This is a genomic window from Paenibacillus baekrokdamisoli (assembly GCF_003945345.1).
GTDB lineage: Bacteria > Bacillota > Bacilli > Paenibacillales > Paenibacillaceae > Paenibacillus_Z > Paenibacillus_Z baekrokdamisoli.
In genome coordinates this window covers 1504192-1526036 of sequence record NZ_AP019308.1, presented here as the reverse complement: position 1 = coordinate 1526036, position 21845 = coordinate 1504192, and the positions used below count along the sequence as shown (strand labels likewise).

Annotated in this window: 19 protein-coding genes; 3 read left to right on the top strand and 16 right to left on the bottom strand. The window is 43.9% G+C overall.

Annotated elements, in window-relative coordinates; translation table 11 throughout:
• Positions 1-62: 62 nt before the first annotated feature.
• From EKN16_RS06655 to EKN16_RS06605, 12 genes are all read right to left on the bottom strand, one after another.
• Complete coding sequence (locus EKN16_RS06655; protein WP_125654785.1) at positions 63-764, bottom strand: DUF3153 domain-containing protein; 702 nt, start codon at positions 762-764, stop codon at positions 63-65.
• A gap of 61 nt (positions 765-825) precedes the next feature.
• Positions 826-951, bottom strand: coding sequence for a hypothetical protein (locus EKN16_RS33435; RefSeq protein WP_269462722.1), 126 nt, complete (start codon positions 949-951; stop codon positions 826-828).
• Positions 952-1092: 141 nt separating this feature from the next.
• Positions 1093-1704, bottom strand: a complete 612-nt coding sequence (locus tag EKN16_RS06650; protein WP_125654783.1) for a hypothetical protein — start codon at positions 1702-1704, stop codon at positions 1093-1095.
• Positions 1705-1969: 265 nt separating this feature from the next.
• A complete protein-coding gene (locus tag EKN16_RS06645; protein WP_125654781.1) occupies positions 1970-3304 on the bottom strand; it encodes an FtsW/RodA/SpoVE family cell cycle protein in 1335 nt (444 codons plus the stop codon).
• The gene (locus EKN16_RS06640; RefSeq protein WP_125654779.1) at positions 3301-3633 is read right to left on the bottom strand and encodes a PadR family transcriptional regulator; all 333 of its coding nucleotides are present in this window, start codon (positions 3631-3633) and stop codon (positions 3301-3303) included. Before EKN16_RS06640 ends, EKN16_RS06645 begins: the two co-directional genes overlap by 4 nt.
• A 615-nt stretch (positions 3634-4248) precedes the next feature.
• A complete protein-coding gene (locus EKN16_RS06635; protein WP_125654776.1) occupies positions 4249-4545 on the bottom strand; it encodes a hypothetical protein in 297 nt (98 codons plus the stop codon).
• 903 nt (positions 4546-5448) lie between these two features.
• The gene (locus tag EKN16_RS06630) at positions 5449-7272 is read right to left on the bottom strand and encodes an LTA synthase family protein (protein ID WP_183530747.1); all 1824 of its coding nucleotides are present in this window, start codon (positions 7270-7272) and stop codon (positions 5449-5451) included.
• Positions 7273-8153: 881 nt separating this feature from the next.
• A complete protein-coding gene (sdaAA, locus tag EKN16_RS06625) occupies positions 8154-9047 on the bottom strand; it encodes an L-serine ammonia-lyase, iron-sulfur-dependent, subunit alpha (protein WP_125654772.1) in 894 nt (297 codons plus the stop codon).
• Complete coding sequence (sdaAB, locus tag EKN16_RS06620; protein ID WP_125654770.1) at positions 9044-9724, bottom strand: L-serine ammonia-lyase, iron-sulfur-dependent subunit beta; 681 nt, start codon at positions 9722-9724, stop codon at positions 9044-9046. The genes sdaAA and sdaAB overlap by 4 nt, the downstream gene beginning before the upstream one ends.
• Positions 9725-9740: 16 nt before the next feature.
• Positions 9741-10808, bottom strand: coding sequence for a dihydrodipicolinate synthase family protein (locus EKN16_RS06615; protein ID WP_375782069.1), 1068 nt, complete (start codon positions 10806-10808; stop codon positions 9741-9743).
• A 2-nt stretch (positions 10809-10810) separates the two neighbouring features.
• Positions 10811-11827, bottom strand: coding sequence for an NAD-dependent epimerase/dehydratase family protein (locus EKN16_RS06610; protein ID WP_125654768.1), 1017 nt, complete (start codon positions 11825-11827; stop codon positions 10811-10813).
• 212 nt (positions 11828-12039) lie between these two features.
• On the bottom strand, positions 12040-13395 hold the full coding sequence (locus tag EKN16_RS06605) for a GGDEF domain-containing protein (RefSeq protein WP_125654766.1): 1356 nt from the start codon (positions 13393-13395) through the stop codon (positions 12040-12042).
• Between the two features lie 249 nt (positions 13396-13644).
• Here EKN16_RS06605 and EKN16_RS06600 point away from each other — a divergent pair, with 249 nt between their 5' ends.
• Together EKN16_RS06600 and EKN16_RS06595 are read left to right on the top strand one after the other, a co-directional pair.
• Positions 13645-15318 carry a ribonuclease J gene (locus EKN16_RS06600; RefSeq protein ID WP_375782068.1) on the top strand — a complete coding sequence of 558 codons (1674 nt, stop codon included), beginning with the start codon at positions 13645-13647 and terminating at the stop codon, positions 15316-15318.
• A gap of 88 nt (positions 15319-15406) precedes the next feature.
• On the top strand, positions 15407-16147 hold the full coding sequence (locus tag EKN16_RS06595) for a spermidine synthase (protein ID WP_125654762.1): 741 nt from the start codon (positions 15407-15409) through the stop codon (positions 16145-16147).
• A gap of 129 nt (positions 16148-16276) precedes the next feature.
• Here the strand turns inward: EKN16_RS06595 and lspA are convergent, their stop codons facing one another.
• Together lspA and EKN16_RS06585 are read right to left on the bottom strand one after the other, a co-directional pair.
• Positions 16277-16747, bottom strand: coding sequence for a signal peptidase II (gene lspA, locus EKN16_RS06590; protein WP_125654760.1), 471 nt, complete (start codon positions 16745-16747; stop codon positions 16277-16279).
• A gap of 78 nt (positions 16748-16825) precedes the next feature.
• Positions 16826-17836, bottom strand: a complete 1011-nt coding sequence (locus EKN16_RS06585) for an alpha/beta fold hydrolase (RefSeq protein ID WP_125654758.1) — start codon at positions 17834-17836, stop codon at positions 16826-16828.
• A gap of 148 nt (positions 17837-17984) precedes the next feature.
• Here EKN16_RS06585 and EKN16_RS06580 point away from each other — a divergent pair, with 148 nt between their 5' ends.
• A complete protein-coding gene (locus EKN16_RS06580; RefSeq protein ID WP_125665945.1) occupies positions 17985-18884 on the top strand; it encodes a LysR family transcriptional regulator in 900 nt (299 codons plus the stop codon).
• 116 nt (positions 18885-19000) lie between these two features.
• Here EKN16_RS06580 and EKN16_RS06575 read toward each other — a convergent pair whose 3' ends face one another.
• Positions 19001-19828 (bottom strand): L,D-transpeptidase family protein, encoded by an 828-nt coding sequence (locus tag EKN16_RS06575; RefSeq protein ID WP_232016255.1) that lies wholly within the window; start codon positions 19826-19828, stop codon positions 19001-19003.
• A 247-nt stretch (positions 19829-20075) separates the two neighbouring features.
• Entirely contained in the window at positions 20076-21632 is a 1557-nt protein-coding gene (locus EKN16_RS06570; protein WP_125654753.1) for an ABC-F family ATP-binding cassette domain-containing protein, read from the bottom strand.
• Between the last annotated feature and the right edge of the window lie 213 nt (positions 21633-21845).

Below are 21845 nucleotides of genomic sequence, written 5' to 3'. Positions count from 1 at the left end.
AGGCTGAGCAGAGTGTGATTGCACCCTGCTCAGCCTTTTTATTGACCCTACTTCCCATCAAATCAAACTTTCCTCTTTCTTCTCCTCTTCCTAACAAAGAAAATTACAATTACGATCACAAATACTATGAGTCCTGCGATTATATAGATGATGTTTTTCACATTAGGGACAAAAAACTCAAGGTGAAAGGGTTTATCCTCCGTCAAGGGAACCTGCCAAGTTAACGTTTTTCCCGTAACTTCGTTTGCATTATTGTCTCCAATTAAGTTAAGCGGAAAGGTGATTTTTAAATTAAATACAAACTGACGAAGAAGCAGAGTAATAAGCGGCTTGGGTACGTTCAGTTTTTCTATACTTTGAATCATTCCATTCGTATATGCGTTCATTTCAATTTGACCGTCAATCGTATATTTTGTGTAGAATAGACGATCCGTTTTACTAACATTCATCGTAGAATCATTGGTATTACCAAAAGCCTTTTTCATCTCATCTGCGGAAGCAAATGTTCTGGAAATTTGGTAATCCACATATTCTTCGGTTTGCGTTTTATTATACTGATAGCCTTCTTCCTTTGCTTTCGTCTCTAGCGTATCTTCCATTTGGGCGCCTATCAACTTCAAGGTACGTGAATCAATGCGCGCGCTAATCTTTAAATCTACACTACCATCTTTCTTAATAATAATGTGGGCTGTTCCCGATGCGCATCCCGTTAATAATACGAATATAACAATCAATCCTATTACCTTCAATAACTTAAACTTCACTCCAGCGCCTCCAAATAATAAAACTGTCTTTGAAACTTTCTTTTAGTAATCGGGCAGTCTATCAGATTTTGAACTTCTCCTCATTGACACCATGAATAGTATGATACGCTTTTTCCAACGTTTCTTCTACATAAGGAGCCATTTTACTTCCGTCTCCGCATACGAAGAGTTTCGCACCATGATCCAATAATTCGATAATTTAATGAGCATCCTGCCCCATTTCATGCTGAACATAGGTTTTTGGTTGCCCTTCCAATCGTGAATAAGCTGCATGCAGGTAAACAATACCTTCCAGCTGCAGCTGGTACTGTAAGATTACCCAACGGGCCTAAAGTTTTGGGTTGTGCATTCTTCTTTTTATAAAAAAACAAATTATTCCAATGCCCATTAGAATTACTAATGTGGATAAAATAATCAATTTCTTGTCATTTTGCGTACCCCAGCTAGGAGCATTTTGATTCGGGGCTTTAACCTCTTGAAGATGAAACTCAGCATATTTTTGAACTAAAGCATCCACATCTACTTTTTCTTCTTGCATGTTCACCATTACCTTATTCCTTTGAACTTCTAAAGAAGTTGTCGAGTCCGAATAAAGCAACGCCGGGGTCTTTCCAATCTCCTTCAAAAAAACAAGATACTTTTTCCCTTTTTGGAACTTCATTGAGAAGTCCGGACAAGGATCGTCATTTGTTTTCTGACTAGATGCTGTAGACGGCAAGCGCACTATTTGTGGGGCAACACCAGGTCCGACATACTTTATGACCTTTAAAGTTGCCCTCCTTCCGTCATTTTTAATTTCTGTAACTTCACCATAAATAATAGCGATTGATTCTTTTTCCAGAATTTCATATGACCACTCTTTAGGACTACATGCAGTTGCGTTATGTGAAATCAAGAAAAAAGATAGCACAAGGATTAGAGGTAGTAATCTAATATTCAAAAAAAATCACCTCTTCCATCACCTTTTACTTATCCGACGTAAAAGGAGCTGAAATGTTACATAATTCATCGTTCCTATTTTCATAAGCAGGCCTATATGACGATAACAAATCCGCATTCCGTCGTAAAAGCCAGTGGAATCGGCTTCTCTGGTATTATGCTGACGCCAGTTGACAGATTGACCTGTGCGCTTTAGGTGTGCCGGGAGGCTTTCTCTCCATACCATTAGAGCATCCAACTTTCAACGAGATTTTCTCGATCTATATTTAAACTTTAGTTATTTGATGACGATAGGAACTAACGATAATGTCTTTACGTCTGTACGCGCTGAGCATTAGTCCGACCGCTCCCAGCTCAATCATCGTGACGGAAGTCCAATTTATTATTGGCAGGGACATTCCTCCAAGTATAGGGAGCAAGCCTATGGACATCAGCAAATTCCATACATATTGTATGCCAAATACTAATGAAAGCCCTACAACCAAACTTTTTGCATAATCATTCTGAAGCTTAAAGCCCATACGAGTGACTCTTACTATGAACAATAACGTAATAACGGCAAGGGTAATGCCGAATACCCATCCCAGACTGTAAACCAAATAGGAATAAATCATCTCACTCGATACATATGGCAGCTTGCTGTTTACTACTCCTACTCCTTGCCCCCACATGCCGCCTGAATGAATGGCTTCTACAGAGCGCATTGTAAGAAAACCAAATCCTTTTCTATCCGTAACTGGAGGAAAAAAGGCGGTAAAACGCTGCCAAGTATAATAAAATGATTGGGAATGAATTAACCGACTGAGCAAAAGAGCAAGTATACCAATTCCGGTTAACAGCAACTTCCTCTTCCCAGCAACTAACAGAAGCATGGCTAGACTTAAGGAATAGATTACTAAATATGTGAATGCTGGAGCCATCAGATAGAATATCGTGGGAATCAGCATGTAGATTGCTGCATCCTTAGCTAGAACCAACAGTGCTTTCTGACTAATGCTTTTGACTTCTAACTTCTCTTTCTGAAGCATGCCCGCAATGGCGATAATAAGCAAATAAGGAGACATCGCGTACACATGAATACCAAATGAGCCAATTCCAATCCACTGATCGGGGCCTTGAGTACCTTGCAATTTAGCTATCGCCATAAGAAGTAGTGTCATTCCGTATAAAATCTTGGAATAACCCAGCATTCTGCGATAATCAACAAAATAAAGCACAATCATAGCCGCTACTCCCACAAAGCCGAAAAAAAGCTTGCGTCCAACTAATAGATTTAGCGAAAACTTCAAGGAAACTAGCGAGACGAGCCCGATGACGATCATAACCGCGACCAGTGCAAACACGCTCCATTCCAGTTTCGGCTTATGAACAGCATGCAGTTGCTTACCAACTAAGTCTGGATCACCCATTTGTCTGAGAGCCTCTTCTATAGCCTCCTCCTCAGTCTTACCACCTTGTTCGATCTTCTCATCTACCCTTTCCTCCAGATGGTTCAACATTTCAAACCTAATGTCATCATGAAGCTCTTTAGCCTTAACCTGAGCGCGCACCCTTTGGAGATAGGCATAGACTAATGGATGATGTTCTATTTTATTACTCATGCATGGCCCTCCCCGATCACACGGTCAACAGTAGTGCTAAACAACGACCATTCTCGTTGCTTCTCACCGAGTTTCTTGAGTCCTTCTTTTGTGATTCGATAATATTTACGTTTTCGTCCACCTTCCTCATTCCAATAGGCCTCCACAAATCTCTCAACCTCAAGTGTATGTAGAATAGGATACAGTGTGCCTTCTTTAAATGTAAAAATACCGTCCGATCTTCGTTCAATTTCTTTTGTCATTTCATATCCATACATATCCCTACTCTCCAACAGCGTCAAAATTAAGATCACTGTACTACCCTTCATGAGCTCCTTGTTAATGTTCATGTAACTCTCCTATTCCAATGCATCGTTTAACAATGCATTGATTATCTATGTATGATTATAGATGATATCCTATTTTTTTCAAGAACTAATTGAATTTTGATAATTCGCTATACCATTTATGCTGTCCGTTAGCACAACGAAAGCTGCCGTTCGTTTTGACAGCCATCATTGGTTCTTTCAACTGGAAGGAATGTAATAACGCCGTCCTATACGGGAAACTGTTCCAACAATATTGAACCAGCTATCTTAATGATACAAAGTGAAGAAGCTCTATACCTCCGAATTTGAGTATTGCTAATCATTCCACCCACTAAGTTTAATACACTTCTTCTAGGATCTACTTTAATATGTTCTATTTTAGGTTTCGAGCAATTTGTTATGGGAATTGAAGGTTGTTTGTTTATTTTTTATCCCTGATCTCACGAAGAATTTCTTCAATTGTCCAATTGTAACATTTATCCATATTTTCTGCCCGTTACTCGGTTTAGTTGAGCAAAGGCAGCCGACCACTTTAGGCCGACTGCCTTCTCCTGCTGTTTATTAAACTCTCGTTATCCGTTGAACAAATAACGCCATGCGATAAGACATAGAATATTTCCGATTTGAAATGAAGTCTCATCTGGCTTTTACGTAATAATGCTCAAATGGCATGATTGGGTTGCTCATTAATTCTTGGTATCCACTATTTTTTAAAGCAATGACTCTTTGTTTTGCTGTTGGAATGGCTTTTGTCATAATACTTGCAAGATCGATTCGTAAAACGCCCACCTTTCCAAAGCCTTCAAACATTTCGTTTTTTGCAAAAAATGAAATAATCCGAACCGCTCTATAGTTTATATTGTCAACGATGCTAAATCGAATATAATTTTGATTCTCGTATTCATGAATCCAAAATTGAATACATTTTTTCATTTCATCTAACGATCGAAATACAAAATTACTGGTGCAATTATCACTGTTGAAAAATTCAACTGAATCCGGATCAGAATAATAGGAAAGTAACTCTTATGCGTCTTCCAGTTGAACCAATCTAAAAACAAATTGCTCTGTTTCATAAACCGGACATTTTTCTTATGGGTTCTGTTTTTTTGTTAGCATATAGACAACTCCTCGTTAGTTCAACAAGTCTTATCGAGATAAGATTCTATAACGTGTTTATTGCTTTTGAATTTTTGTACTTTGTAGTCAAACGAATACAACATCTTATCAATTAATGGCTTTCGTTCTGAATCAAATTTGTGATTCCATTTAATCATGTTATACAAGTTCTTAAGCGTTTGGTTGTAATTCCCTTTCTCTAGTCCAAGTTTTTGTTTTATGTATCTCCGACTGAATAACGAATACCATAATTGTATCTTTGCATGAAAAAGCAGATAGGCTGCCCTATCTGCTTCATTCTATATTTATTTGGCTTTTTCTATATCACTTCACTCAATCAATTATGGAAAAATTCATTTTATTTTTTCCAAGGTAAGGACTATGGAATTGGTTAAAATAAACGCCACCATTCTAGAAAATGTTAATAAATGCTGCGTTTTCTTCAGTTTACCGACTGCATGTGGAAAATGCATATACAAGTGTGGGATTGGTTACAATCCTTAGAATATTGATATTCCATATATCCACGATGATTAAAAGCATGAGATGAACCACCGTCACTTTCCAAATCAATTGTGAAACCATAACCTCCAGCATTACGCACAGCAGCTCTCCTGCAAATAGCCGCCGATCGCAAGGACTATCTTACAGCCGGCCATCTTCTCTTCCCGCGCGCGCGAAGCAACGGTTTCGGTCACACAGGAGTTACCGAATTAATCAGCTTCCCATCGATTTAGGAAACAGAATCGGTTCCGAATAACGGTTTCCTGCGAGCAAGTCGTATTCAATCATACGGTAATCATCAAGTAACGACTTCTGTTCAGCCGTCAAATTTTGCAATACCGCATCGGAGCTGGTGAGCACATTTTTGCTTAGGCCCGGAATCTCGTTCTTTACTTTGACCAGCAGTTTGTAATATGGAGGCAGCTGCTGCCCCGTAAGCTCGAAGACGGTCGGTCCGATGAACGCTGGACTTAACGTACCTATCGGTTGCTTGCCAATATCGAAGTTGGCCATAAACAAGAGAGGTGTCTCATGCTTCTGCTTCGGAAGAACATCCCAGCCCGCTTGCGTGTAAATATCTGCAGATAATGCCGGTAAGTGATCGCCCCAGAACACGACGATCGTCGGCCGTTTGAGCGACTGTATCGCGTGATGCAGATAGGCAAGAGCCTGATCCGTCAGCTTCGTATCCTGCACATAGGTTTCCAGCTCATCTTTGCGCTCCGGCTTCACGCCATTTACCTTTACTGTATTCGGTCCGTTCAGTCCCTTGGTGAACGGAAAATGGTTTTGCATCGTCACCAGATGAAGAAAGGTTGGCTTTTCTGCGGATTGCAATTCTTGAATCGCTTCCTTCACAGCAGCCATATCAGAAATATATCCATTTGGTGTAATTCTCTGCGCATTCTGCAAGTCAGCTTGACTCGTAAACCTGTCGAATCCAAGAATCGGATATACTCGATTGCGGTTATAGAACGTTTCGTCAAAGGGATGCAGTGCCAGCGCCTGGTATCCTCGGGCTTTTAGAATGCTGACAATAGACGGCAGCGACGATTCCTTAACGATTTTTTCCTGATAGGGAATGGAGCCGTCCTTCAAAAAATACATGGACTCCCCGGTTAACGCTTCGAATTCAATATTCGCCGTATTTCCGCCGAACTCCGGCGAGAGCATATACCCTGACGGCGTCGACTTCTCCTCGCTATGAATAAAAGATAGCGGATCTTCACTGAACGAGAACGTGGGCAGACGGGTCGAGTCGAAGAAAGCCTCATCCATCATAAACATGATGTTCGGCTGTTCCGCCAACGCGACCGAAGATGCCGAATTGGAAGCTTGGCTGTATTTGCGAGCAATCGCGGTCACTGCCGATTCACTGTAGCCTTCGGGCTCGTCGATCAGATCCTGCTTCAGATTGGCCGCAAATGCGAACAGGAAGCCATTCTCGGTATAATTGGCCTTTTGAGTCCAGAATAGGTTCTGATAGTTTATAGCTCTGAACAGTTTCGAATGATTGCCGCCCATCAGCTGTACGAAGCCAATGACAGCCGCAATTGAAACAACAACATAGCCGGCTCGAATCACAAGCGGAATCCGGACCTTGGGCATCTTGAATGTCAGGTAAACAACTGCGGCGATGATTACCAGCGCCACTAGAATATAAAAGGGAGAAATCATCCCTTTTGTGATCTGGCCCATTTCCTTGGCATTGCGAAGCAGCATCATATCCCACGGAAACAGCGGCTCGCCTGTGGCGTTCAGTTTCTTATAATCGGCCGTCCCGACCAGCGCGCCCACAACTACAACGATCAGCGTACCCATGTAGACGTTGCCAACAACGGACACCACCGCCAGTAACACAAAGAAAAAGAAAAGTCCGCCTACCAGGTAAATCCAGATATGTTCTGTCATCCAAGCCAGCGCGCTTTCGCCATTCATATTCAAAGAAGCAGCCTGCAGGAAGAGATTCAGCGCTAGTCCAACTATCAACAATCCCGCGAGCGTCCATCCGATTCGTTTATAAGGTACATTGCGCAAAGTCATTCTCCTTCATCTGTTATTCTTTCAAAGCGTGAGTATAGCATAAGCAAATTAATAGAACCTTAAAATTCGATTCATCAAAAGGGAACTTCTCTTAAACATCACAGTTTCTTTGACTTGAAGCTGCACTATGCAAAGTTGCTGATTTTCCAAACTTGAACTTAAATCGTTGCATTTCTATGATACCTATGTTTAAACTACTAACAGTTATTTTTACTATTAACTTAAAGTAGAATCATTGGTTGACATTTACTAGCGTTACATAAAATCTCATCACCTCATTAACAGAAAATTCAGAAAAATATTTCTATAAGAAAACCAAAAGGTCGATAACCTCTTAGAGGTAACCTTGAGAGTTAGGACTACAAAACCATTCTTCTGACCATCATCATTGATCGGTCTCAAATGGCTCCTCGTAAGAGAAAGCACAGCGGGTTTTTACGCTGAGACAGAATTAATTTAGAAATTTACGGTTTCCTAAACCGCAGGTCTGAGGTTCAAAGTCCTCTCGGGGCCACATCAAGCGCTCCCCAATGCGGTAGAGGCCGCCGAACTTTATCCAGACTTGAAGTTTCAAACCGTTCAAGAGAGGCTGGCGCGAATGCTTTGACAGCCATCAAGAGTGCATCACTATATGAAAACAAAAAGTCTCGATACCAATAATATGGTAATCGAGACCTCATTAATAAATCTTTTATTGAATTAACCAATTATATTGCATTCGAATCAGCTTTCAATTTCAATAAAGAAAGTTATTACGTTATCCTGCCCATGAAACATAGAAGTCCTAAAAGAAAAGGTAGAGGCGCTGTATATTACAGCACCTCTACCAAGTCGAGAACTTCAGCAAAATGATCTATTTGACGGCTGGAAGCCGATTACAAAAGAGGCTTCTTTTTGTTTTTGGTCAGCTGCTCAATTATTTGTTTGCCGGTTGGTGTCTGCGCCAATCCTCCTCTTGCCGTCTCACGATGAATGTCTGGCATTGCGCTCCCTACTTCAAGCATGACTTGAATGACTTCGTCCGAAGGAATGACGCTTCTCACACCGGAAAGTGCCATATCGGCGGCCGCCAGTGCATTCACCGCTCCGAACCCGTTGCGGACAATACATGGAATTTCCACCAATCCCCCTACTGGATCACATATCAAACCGAGTGTGTTTTTTAGCGCCAATCCGACAGCGTGAACCGCTTGTGCCGGAGTTCCACCCTTCAGTTCGACAAGAGCACCAGCCGCCATCCCGATTGCAGAGCCGATTTCAGCTTGGCAGCCGCCTTCCGCTCCGGATATAAAAGAATTGTTCGCGATGATATAGCCAATTGCTCCAGCAGTGAATAGACCGTTCACCATATGATCGTCAGTCCATCCAAACCGCTCTTGGCTGCTGACGAATACACCTGGTATAACGCCGCAAGATCCGGCAGTCGGTGTAGCCACGATACGCCCCATTGAGGCATTCACTTCTGATACCGCAAGTGCATATGCCATCGCCTTACCCGTGAACGGCTCCAACGATGCGTCCGGACGATGGGTATATTCATACACCCGTTTCGCGTCTCCGCCAGTTAGACCACTGCGGGAAGTTTTTTCTGACGAGATCCCTTTGATTACGGCTTCCTTCATGATACCGTAATAATCTTTCATTTTGTCCCATTCCTGCTCCGCTGTCCGCCCGGACTCCTTCGCCTGGTCCTCTAACATAATGAGATGGATCGGCTTTCCTTCACTCACACACACGAGCGCCAATTCCTTTAGAGTGCTGAACCTCAACTCCGAACACCGCCGTTCAAATGGATGTAACTCAAGCTTTTCACATTATCCAGCTGTTTGATCTTCTTGAGCAATTCCTCCCGTATTTCTCCATCGGTTTCGATGACGGTTGCGGCATGCCCAAGCCTGCCTTTGCGGTCAACATCCATATAACCGATATTGACCTTAGCATCACTTAATAACCTTGTGAGGTCTGCAAGCACGCCGGGACGATCTTCGTGGTATACGATCAAGGTCGGATAATTGGCCGTAAATTTGAGATCAAACCCGTTCACTTCCACCACTTCGATGTTCCCTCCGCCGATTGAGCAGCCAGTCATCTTATAGCGTCGGCGTCCCGAACGTAATGTAATAGTCAAGGTATTCGGATGAATGGCAGGTCCTCTGCTCGTCTGAAATGTCACCCTAATTCCCATCTCATCGGCAAAATGCAGCGACTCCGGAATTCGTTCGTCATCTGTTTCGAACTGCAGCAGTCCAGCAGTCACGGCTAAATCCGTTCCGTGTCCGCTGTATGTTGCCGCCAAAGAACCGTAGAATAGTATATCAGCCTGCTTGGGCTGTCCACCGAACAGCTCACGTGCAACTCTTCCTAATCGGACAGCCCCCGCCGTATGCGAACTAGACGGTCCAATCATCCCCGGTCCAATAATGGAAAACACATCTTTAAAGCGCATATCTAATCACTACCTTCTATGACAGCCAATAAGAGAGATGTTCCTTAACAAAAGCATCATCGTTCAAATGTGGATAATCCCGATAAACCCGATCGATCTCTTCCATTTGACCTTTGGAGAGGCTTTCGTGCGGATTCAAGCACCAAATTCCTCTCAACAGTCCTTGCCTACGCAGTACCTCATGAATCCCTGGGATACAACCGGCAAACCCATGGGCCGGATCGAAAAATGCCGCATTGGAGTCCGTCACTTCGATATTGCGAGTCAGCCATTCCGGTAAAATGCTCTCTTGAATGCGAACCCTTTTTATCTCCTCCAGCAGCTCCACCGCTTTATTCGTCCAGACAGCCCAATGTCCGAGCAGCCCCCCGACGATTCTTTTTTTAACGATACGGTCTTGCACCTGGAATTGGTAAACTGTCAGTAGATCATTAATAATATTATCGTCATTCCCCGTATACAAGGCAATGTCATCTCTGCGTTCGGAATAACAGACCGCACGTACAACATCGATTGTCTGATAGCGGTTAAAGGGAGCCATTTTGATTGCAATGACACCTGGAATATCAGCGAATGCCCGCCAAAAGTCGAAGCTGAACACCTTCCCGCCTACGGAAGGCTGCAAATAAAAGCCAATGACGGGAATGACCTCCGCTACTTTTTCCGTTCGTTTCAGTATGTCCAATTCCGACCATTCTTGCAGACCACCCATGCTGAGCAGACCCGCTTCGTAACCGAGTCCCGCCGAAATCTCAGCTTCGCTCAGCGCTTGCTCTGTAGGACCGCATATACCAGCAACACGGATAAACGGGCGCTCAAGTTTACCCCGATCAACCTCTTCAGCAGCTAAACGAAGCACCTTTTCATAAAAACCGAACTTCGGATCGCGGATTTCAAACTGCGTCGAATGGACGCCTACAGCAATCCCACCCGCTCCTGAGGCTATATAATAGCGGGTCAAAGCCCTTTGATACGTTTCATCCAATCGGCGATTCTCGTCCAGCGCAAGCGGATGAGCCGGGATCACTAATCCGTCATGAAGCGCGTGCTTCTGCTCAGATGATAACTCTTTTGCATGGCTCACGATTAGAATTTCCCCTTTCTCTCTTGAAAATGAGTGGGTTTGTTCAAAGTTGCTCCGCCAGCCTCTACCCATTCAGCCATCCAGTCGATCATTTGCAGAAGCGATACGCGTGGATAGCCAAATCGTTGATGACATTTTGTCGCATTATTCAGAAGTGCATTTTCGGCTTCAACCCCTTCGAACGCGGGCTCGGTTCTAAAACGTTTGCCGAACTCTTCTGCAGCCCAGCGGATCGACATCGTCTCCGGTCCTGTGACGTTCAGGAAATTAACAGGTGCTTCGCAAGCAAGCAAGGAGCGTATGGCAATTTCGTTAGCATCCCCTTGCCAAATGACATTCGCATGACCCATGGTTAGATTGATCGGTTTTCCGGCTTTGACTGATTTGGCGATTTCCAGCAGAACGCCGTATCGCATATCAATAGCATAGTTGAGTCTGTAAATGACCATTGGAATCATATACTTCTTTGAAAAGTGCTCAAAAATGCGTTCTCTACCCAAACACGATTGACCATATTCCCCGATCGGTGACGGCGATACGGATTCGCTCGCACCACCGTAACCTACCGGCGTAAAGGGATACACGTTACCTGAGGAGAATACGACGATTCGTGAATTCCGATACTTCTCTGCAACTCTGCCGGGAAGATAAGCGTTCATCGCCCATGTAAAAGATTCGTTGCCAGTCGTACCAAATTTATTGCCGGCCATATAGATCACATTCTCAACATCCGGCAAGCCTTGAAGCTTCTCATCATCGAACAAATCGCAGGCGATTGTCTGGATGCCTTCGGCCTCCAGCTGCTCTTGCAGCCCTGCTTCCGAAAAGCGAGACACCCCAATTACTTTTTTGTCGACACCCGCTTGCTTTATCGCATTCATTAGCAGTCTAGCCAAGCTCGGTCCCATCTTCCCTCCGACACCCAGCAGCAGAATATCCCCGTCAATTTCCTTTATGTCTTTAATGAGTGCTTCTGAGGGCTCGGATAGCTTAGCCTCCAGTTCTTCTATGGTTCTCATTTGTCCAGATCTCCCTTCTATGTTTACCGAATAGCTTAATCATAGTATCGGTCAACTTAAAAGACAAATCTTTAAATTGTCTATAAATAAGCGTAGTCTGATTGCATGAAAATAAATAAGAACAGTCAAGACTATAAAATATAGTCATAGACTGCTCTGATGATTAACTATTCTGATCTCCCTAATACATTAAGAACGACTGCTGCTTAGATTTAACCCCCGACTTTGTCCTCCAGGAAAGAGAGGCGGAAAATTTGACGCGGTCTTCCTTTGGGAACCTTCTCTACCGCTGCGATCCGCACCAAATCGTGATCCATCCACTGCAGCACTAACCGATGTGTACTCCTCACGGTAATATCCAATATAGCAGCCAGCTCGTGTACCATATAGTCCGTTCTACCGGTTCGAGCCACTTGAGCCATCAGCTTGCTTAAATATACGGAGGTCATTCCCGCCTCCTCTGCCTTCTTGATTAATCCCGCATCCGTCATAGACAATACAAACTCCAGCGGATCTGCCATCGCAAGCGGGCCGATTAATGTCTTATCCTCCCGGACGATAAAACATGTATCTCCACCCGCTTCTTTCGATTTGCGCAAAGCAGCCCTCGCGTGTGTACCCGCTTCATTGGCAGAGCGGCCAAATCCGATTCCGATGCTAAGGGAGAGGCCGAATTTCTTAAAGGCATGTCTGCCTAACGGGATCGATTTGTACCCACCAGTCTCTCTTTCGAATATCCCCCGAGTTGTAAAGAACAAATATTCGTCTCCGCCGAGATGGGTCAAGTAACCGTCCAGCGACTCTACGTAATCCAGCAGCATCCGATGTATGTCAAGCTTGAACTTTTGGACCTCATGCTCGGAGGCGTGAGTATGAATTCGCTTCTCAAAATGATCAAAGTTCAGAAGCCCAACAACAATTTGCGCTTCTTTACTCTGCCGGGTTTCCGTGGATAACAAAGCTCTCTCTAGGGCAACCGTAATATTCTGATCAGTCGGTATAATCCATTCGTTCGGAATGCCCCGTTCAGACAGCGCTTCAGCAACCGCTCCTTCAGCTGTCATTGCCACATCACATGTCCCAGACTCATAATGGCGTCTATGGAAGGTAATTAACTCTTCACGAGAGGGATAGGATGATCCGTCAAAATGAGTCGCTTCGATACGGGATTCATTGATTTCTTTTAACGATTTGGCCACCATTTGCATCCCAAGCGTATCGATCGAAACACGCAGCGTCTTCTCTGGGCCAAGTGCGTTTTTTATCCGAGACAACGACCGATAAAAGCTGGTATCCGTTAAAGGCACATGATGCAGCGCCACTTTCAGGCTCGTTTCTTCCCGGATTCTGTGGTACGGCAAGGGTCCCGATACGAGGATCGCTTCTACATCACCTGCGATTTCTTCCGCCAACCCGGGTGCCTCATCTTCTTTCTCATATATCTTCGGAATCGGTCGGAAGGAAGGGAAAGACTTCAGAACCCTCATCATCCGCTTCACTAAAACTTCTTGCCCGATAATACCGATAGAAATGCCTTTTTCCGTGGATGAGTCAGTTATATGTTGCATAAAAATCCTCCATTACTTACAGTCATCATCTATAAAAAGACTTTAATAAAGCATAGCATGTTTTCTAAATCTCCCGCAACAGCAGCAAATCTGTGCTCTGAAGTTACGAGTCCAATCGTATCATTAAAGACAGTATCTCCTCTATACCCAGTTAACACAGTTTGGCAATCCAAATTTTATTAAGAAACATAAATGTTTTTTTATAAGGGAATAATTAAACCAAATCGTTCAAACATGGAGGATATTAATGTGAATGCAGCAGCACCTACATTGTCCATTTTTGCCTTAGGTGGCATTAATGAAATTGGGAAGAATATGTATGCCATACAATACGCGGACGATATCGTTGTCATCGACTGCGGCTCCAAGTTTCCTGATGAAAGCTTATTAGGCATTGACTTGATTATCCCGGATATTACATACCTAAAAGAAAACAAGGATAAGATTCGAGCTTTAATTGTGACCCATGGTCATGAAGATCATATTGGGGGCATTCCCTACGTGCTGAAACAATTGGATATGCCCATATATGCATCGCGATTGACCCTAGGGCTAATCGAAGTGAAGTTAAAAGAGCATCGACTTCTTAGGCAAACACAGCTATTTCGGATTGACTCCGATTCCAATATTGAGCTAGGCACGATACGCCTGACCTTCTTTAAAACCAATCACAGTATTCCCGATTGTCTAGGTGTTGCCTTTCATACCCCAGAAGGTACAGTTGTTCATACCGGTGACTTTAAGTTCGATTTAACGCCTGTAAATGATCAATATCCGGATATTCATAAAATGGCAGATCTTGGTAAGGAGGGCGTACTAGTCCTCTTGTCCGAAAGCACGAATGCGGAGCGTCCTGGCTTTACCCCTTCTGAACGACTTGTAGGTGAACATATTGAAGATGCCTTCACCAAGGCCCGTCGCAAAATATTCATCTCTACCTTCGCTTCTAATGTTCATCGTGTACAACAAGTTATCGATGCTGCACTTAAAACAAACCGAAAGCTTGCGTTGCTCGGACGAAGTATGGTGAATGTAGTGTCAGTTGCATCAGAACTTGGTTATTTGAATGTCCCCGAAGGGATGTTGATTGATGCAAGTGAAGTTAACCGAATGGCCCCTGATAAGGTCGCAGTATTATGTACGGGAAGCCAAGGAGAACCGATGGCTGCTTTATCCCGTCTAGCCAGCTCTAACCATCGACAAGTCGAAATTATGCGTGAAGATACTGTAATTATTGCTGCCTCGCCTATACCAGGCAATGAACGGAATGTCGCACATATTGTCGATCATTTATTTCTTCTGGGCGCAAAAGTGATTTATGGATCGGGTAGTGTAACGGGTATGCATGTTTCCGGACATGCTAGCCAAGAGGAACTGAAATTGATGCTGACCTTAATGAAACCAAAATACTTTATCCCCATACATGGTGAATTTAGAATGCTGTACCAGCACCGATTATTGGCAGAATCCGTTGGCGTGGAGAAGGAAAACATTTATATAATCAATAACGGTGATGTTGTCGACATTAATCAATCGGTGGCCCAGCAAAGTCGCAAGATTCCTGCGGGCAATATTCTAGTAGATGGTTTGGGTATTGGCGATGTTGGCAACATTGTATTGCGTGATCGCAGACAACTTGCTGAGGATGGGATGCTTGTCATTGTGATCACGCTTAGTAAGACGGAAGGAAAAATTGTATCGGGGCCGGATACGATTTCTCGTGGATTCGTGTATGTACGCGGTTCAGAAGATCTCTTGAATGACGTGAATCAACTCGTTATTACGACCATTAACGACTTGCAAGAAACGAATGTGAACAAATGGGGCGTTATGAAGCAAAGTATTAAAGAAGCGGTTGGACAATTTTTATATAACAAGACAAAGAGACGACCGATGATTCTCCCCATAATCATTGAGGTTTAACCCCATCCTATCGTATTATGAGGTCACCAGAACTTTCGGTTGACCTCTTTTTTGCTATGCGGTTTAACCTCAGAAGGAGATCATTGACTTGGATTTACTGTTTAAGGAACTCAGCAATAATCATGAAATAACGGTTTATGACACGACCGAGTTATATGGCGAGAAGGGAAATTTTCGAGTTATGCAGTTCTCCAATCATGCCATACAAGGTGCGATGGATTTGAATCATCCACAACGTATCTTGTTTGAATATCCGCGAGCTATTATCCACTTAATGGAGGTTAATAACCCGTCATTCGAAGAGGTGTTCGTCATCGGACATGGCATTGGGACGATCCCCGGTCATTTGTTAGAGAAGCGAGTTAAAGTAGCTGAGCTCGACTACCAAGTATTTGAGCTCAGCAGGAAGTATTTTGAATACCTTAAGGATAATGTGATTATTGGTGATGGACGTCATATTCTGAGCAATGAAGTGCCACATGCCTATGATTATATTGTTTTGGACGCCTTCACGGATAAGGGAACTCCGCTTCATCTGACCTCCAAGGAATTTTTCAGGATAGCCAGAGAAAAGCTGGATCCCCGTGGAGCGATCATCATGAATGTAATGGGCAAAGGTGAAAATGACAAGCTAATTAACGCCATCTATACGACTCTAAAAGAAGAATTTGCCTATACCAAAGCCTTTTCTCTCCGATCAGAGGGTATCACCGACACCAAGAATATCATTATCATTGGCCGAAATAGGCCAATCGAGTTCCAACTGCGACATATGGCAGGCTTTACTGAAATCGAACTTGGACAAGGTCATATCATTATGGATAGGTAGAAAATTCGTTTACTTCATCGATTTTTAAGCATCAGGAATCAAGAAGAAACGGCTTACGCCGTCCTTGGCGGCGAAGCAAGTTTCTTCCCTCTGAAATATAAGCAAAGTATAGAGGAAACTTATACTTTCTTATATTTTGTGATAATACCTCGTTCTTCTGTTTCTCCAATACTTCAATAGCTGATCTAACCCCAATAGAAGAATAGCTAGATTTAGCACCAAATCTGCTACATTCATAATGCCGTTACTTGACTGAAAGACAATAAAATCAGTCACCTGGTTAAACAGAACACGATCAATAGCGTTGCCAATTGCGCCTCCTGCAAAGAGCGCAGCTCCCACATCCAAGAGCCATCTGTTGAGATGGCCTTTTCTGCGGAAATAAAGAACGAAGACCACCGCTAGAATCGCCACAGGAACAAACAACCTTCCATAACCCTGAAACATGCTGGATGCAGCCCCGCTGTTCTCATAATGTGTAAAATGAAGAATGCCGGTCCATATTTCCAACGAATCTCCCGTGGGCAAATGCAGCCGAACCCATATTTTTGAGACTTGATCAAGCAAAATGGCTATAAAAAAAACGATGTAGAATCTCATCACTCACACTCCCTCTCAGTAATTATAACCTTCTGAGAGATGATGACAAATAAGATTAACTGCTAATGGAATGTTTATTCAGCATACATCCAGTATTTGCTTCAGTTGAGCAGCAATGAATTCCGTGTCGTCAGGATTGATACCGCGACCAGCAAAATGACCCCAAATCGACTCAATGGGACGGAAGTTGGCATTGGGAATCCGTCTTGTCTCATACTCACTATCTTCAGGAGTAAAGTACAAATCCATTCTTCCCGGCATGACGGTTGCGTGGGCCTTTATGCTCCTCAAAGCTTTCTCAAAGTCACCGCAGTACATGGAATTGGCACTAATGTCGGCATGCTGCCACGTCCAGAGCATCGCCAGCAAGTTATTGGCGTCCAATCCGAGAAAGCTACGATCCCAGAAGCCGGCAAGAAAATCGTTCAGCGTGCGATATCCCAACTGACGGAAGCTCTCCTCGCGATAAAATGCCTGCGAGAAGCCCCATCCGGCGTAGACACGCCCAATAGCTCGTAAACCGGCTGTCGGTGGCTCCGTATAATTTCCATTCCGCCATAAGGCATCTGCCAGCAAGGGTGCCTTTACGCCTTCAATGAACACAAAGGTATGAGGCCATGTCTTCGCAGTACCGGCAAACGGCGCGATCCTCTCCACCATATCCGGGTAACTCGCACCCCATTGAAACGTTTGTAGTGCGCCCATCGACCAGCCTGTGACTAAAGCAATCTTCTCAATCCCGAATTTACGGGTCACCAGCTGGTGCTGAAGCCGAACATTATCAAAGATCGTGACTTGCGGAAAGTTAGATTTGTCAAAAGGCGGCGGCGTGTTGCTGGGAGACGATGACAGACCATTTCCGAGCAAATTTGGAACGATGATAAAATACTTCTCAGTATCCAACGCCATGCCTTCACCTATCAGCCACTCATTATTATGATGCCGGTCACCGAATGCTGTCGGATAGACGATGGCATTGCTCCTATCGGCATTAAGCCTTCCATATGTCTTGTAGGCCAAGAAAGCGTCAGGCAGCATCACTCCAGACTGCAGTGTAACGTCACCAAGCTCGAAAATTTCATAATCCATCGCAAAGGCTCCTTCCATTCGATCGTATTGAAGAAGTGCAGCGCGTACAGCACCTCTTGCTTTTATTTTATATTGAAGATAAGATCAGGTAAATTAATCATTCTTGACATTAAGATTCAAAAATATTGAATGTTGGAGGATACAGACTATGGAACTGCGCCAGCTTGTTACCTTCCGAACCGTAACCTCTACGCTCAACTTCAGTCGTGCCGCCGCTGCTTTAAATTATGTCCCTTCGAACGTCACGATGCAGATGCAAGCACTGGAGGAAGAGCTGGGGGTTCGCCTTATTGACCGTCTCGGCAAGCAGCTTGTCCTGACCGATGCAGGAAACCGATTTCTTCTCTACGTCGATAAAGTGCTGAATACGCTGGACGAAGCACGAATCGTCATGTGCGAAAGTGAACAAGTGACCGGAACCGTGACCGTTAGTGCGAACGAAGTGCTATGCGCCTATCGGCTGCCTGCCTTATTTCGTCGTTTTCGCGAGCATCATCCCAGCGTTCGCCTCATCTTTCGTCCGACTCCTAGCGATTATCTTAAGCAGAGTCTTTGCGATGGAAAGGCCGATGTGGTTTTTCTACTAGACGAGCCGCTCCGTTCGACGGGTCTCGCTATCGAATCATTGATCGAGGAACCTTTCCAGCTTCTTGTCGCGCCGAACCATCCTCTTCTTAAGTGGAGCAATCTTCTTCCGGAACATTTTCAAGGGGAGCTGTTTTTGCTTAACGAGAAAGGGTGCACCTATCGCACACTGTTCGACCGGGCACTTACGCGGGAAGGCATCGACAGCACCATGAATTTGGAGTTCAGCAGTGCGGAAGCGATCAAACAGTGCGCGATGGTAGGCCTCGGTATCGCCTTTCTCCCCGAAATGGTGGTAGCAAACGAATTGGATCGGGGCGAACTGGTCGCTCTCTCTTGGGAAATGCCGGAATTGCGCGTAGTTACACAAATGCTCTGGCATAAAGAGAAATGGCTCTCGCCCGCCATTAGCGCTTTTCTGGATATCGCTCGGGATACTCTCATGGGCGTAGAGAAGGCATAGCTTCAGCAATGATAATAAAATGAAGCCTCCAGCTCCACTTTAACAGTGGTTCTGGAGGCTTCATAATTCGATTTGTGGGACTGGCTCATTCAGCGTTACCCTTTTGGGGAAGCCTATTAATTTACCTCTTCGTCTCCATGATCAGAGATTTGAATTGTCTTTCCTTTAGCATCCCATATCACTTTATAACCGGTAATCTCAGCGATATTCCGCAGTGGCAGCATGACTTTGTCATCTTGTAAACGAGAGGTTGTGATAGCAATGGATACTCCATTAACAGCAGCTTTGCTCGTGAGCGGTTTGTGCGTAATTATGCGATTACCAATCGTGGCGGTTACTATCCCCGTTAATTGACTCCATTCCACTTTGGCCCCTAGAATTTCAAAGCATTCTCGTAATGGGATAAAAACTTGTGAGTTACTTAATAATAAATCACTATCCAATTCCTTCCTCACACCATTTACAAGCAATTTCCCTTCAAACTTCATCTGACCGATCTGATAGCCATGATTGGCTGCAATATGCTCCAATGTAAGTGTTGAATTCGTAATAATAACATCGGTATTTATTTTGACCTGGGAAAAGAGCCAGTGAATCTCATCATTCTTCATACGAATGCAGCCAGCGCTAACATACTTCCCAATAGATCTCTCATTGTTATTACCGTGAATGGCATACGTTGTTCCTTTTGTACCATTCACATCCAAGCCTAACCATCTGTCTCCTAAAGGATTATGGGGGTCGCCTCCTGGAATTTTGTCTTTATAGTAGGGCCTATTTTTAATTTTATTAGCAATTTTAAAAGTCCCTTCAGGTGTTAACTGCTTCTTTTTGCCGGTAGCTACAGAGAAGGTCTTAATCATTTCTCCATTGCTAAAATAAGCCAACTTATTCGTTTTTTTGTTAATAATAATCAAATCGTTATTATTATCCTTTGCATCCACCTTAGGCGTAAATGAAACACTCCACAATAAAAGAACGGCGAGAGAAACAATGGTATATCGAAGAAAACGATGCTTCAGCTACAGATAACCTCCCATCAATAATCGAATTACTATTCAATATATTGCGGGAGACGCTGTCCTACGACAACGAATTTCCAATGATCCCCTTCTTTGTTTTCACACTTTATCAGCGCGCAGAAAAAAACCGATCTGATCATTAACAATCAGATCGGCTATAGGCGACGATTTAAAACACCTTCGTTGTCCAGGATTCACAGTTCCATGTATCTGTAACGATGTCGCGATAAAATTCCGGTTCATGGGAAATCAGCAGGATGCTGCCTTTATAAGCCTTGAGGGCACGCTTAAGCTCGTCCTTCGCATCCACATCCAAGTGGTTCGTCGGCTCATCGAGCACAAGAAGATTCGTTTCACGGTTGATCAGCTTGCAAAGTCGTACCTTCGCCTTCTCACCGCCACTAAGCACAGCAATTTTGCTCTCGATATGCTTTGTTGTAAGACCGCATTTAGCTAATGCTGCACGTACCTCGAATTGCGAAAGTGAGGGAAACTCATTCCATATTTCCTCGATGCATGTCGTATAATTAGCTTCCTTCATTTCCTGTTCAAAGTAGCCGATGTTGAGGTGCTCTCCCCGCTGAACGGAGCCTGAGAGCGCTTGGATCTCACCTAAAATACTTCGCAGTAACGTCGTTTTACCGATTCCGTTTGCACCCACAAGCGCAATCTTCTGACCACGTTCCATACGGAGGTCGAGTGGTCTAGATAGAGGAGAATCATATCCAATGACAATCTCCTTCGTCTCGAAAATCAGCTTGCCAGAAGTTCTCGCATCCTTGAAATTGAACTGCGGCTTCGGTTTTTCCTTCGCAATTTCGATAACTTCCATCTTATCGAGCTTCTTTTGTCTGGACATCGCCATATTTCGTGTCGCAACACTCGCTTTGTTCCGGGCAACGAAATCCTTCAAACCCGCAATTTCCTGCTGTTGACGTTTAAAGGCTGATTCAAGCTGCTGTTTCTTCATATCATGAACCTGCTGGAAATAGTCATAATCCCCAACGTATCGGTTCAACTCTTGATTCTCCATATGATAGATCAGGTTAATAACGCTATTGAGGAAAGGAATATCGTGAGAGATAAGAATGAATGCATTCTCATACTCTTGCAGATATCTCTTCAACCATTCGATATGCTGTTCATCGAGATAGTTGGTCGGCTCATCAAGAAGCAGAATATCCGGCTTCTCGAGCAGAAGCTTTGCTAGCAATACCTTCGTCCGCTGTCCGCCGCTAAGGTCGTTGACGTCCTTATCCAGTCCAATATCAGTTAGTCCCAGCCCGCGGGCAGTTTCTTCGATCTTGGCATCGATCATATAGAAATCTTGATTCGTTAACGTATCCTGAATCGTTCCGACATCCTCGAGCATCTGCTCAAGCTCCTCCGGGGTCACCTCGCCCATTTTCCCGTACATATCGTTCATTTCTTGCTCCATATCGAACAGGTATTGGAAGGCTCCCTTCAGGACGTCGCGGATCGTTACACCCTTGCTAAGCACCGCATGCTGATCGAGGTATCCAACACGCATGCGTTTGGACCATTCAACCTTGCCGTCATCTGGCTGGAGTTTACCCGTTATGATGTTCATGAAGGTGGACTTACCTTCACCGTTGGCGCCAATGAGTCCGATATGCTCGCCTTTGAGCAAGCGGAAAGATACATCGTTGAAGATAGCTCGATCTCCAAATCCGTGACTTAGTCGTTCTACGTTTAATATGCTCATGAATGACACCTTTTCTTTTAGACTTTTTTCTCGTTTTATTATAAACGTTATAAGGCGCAAAACTCAATCTGTGAAATGATGCAAAATGTATGTAAGCGCAAAAATCAGCAAAAACGCTAAAAAAGCGGGTGCCTGTAAGTTACAGACGCCAGCTTTCAGCATGTATTTATATGATTTCCATGAATTTTAAATGATTTCCATGAATTCATGAAA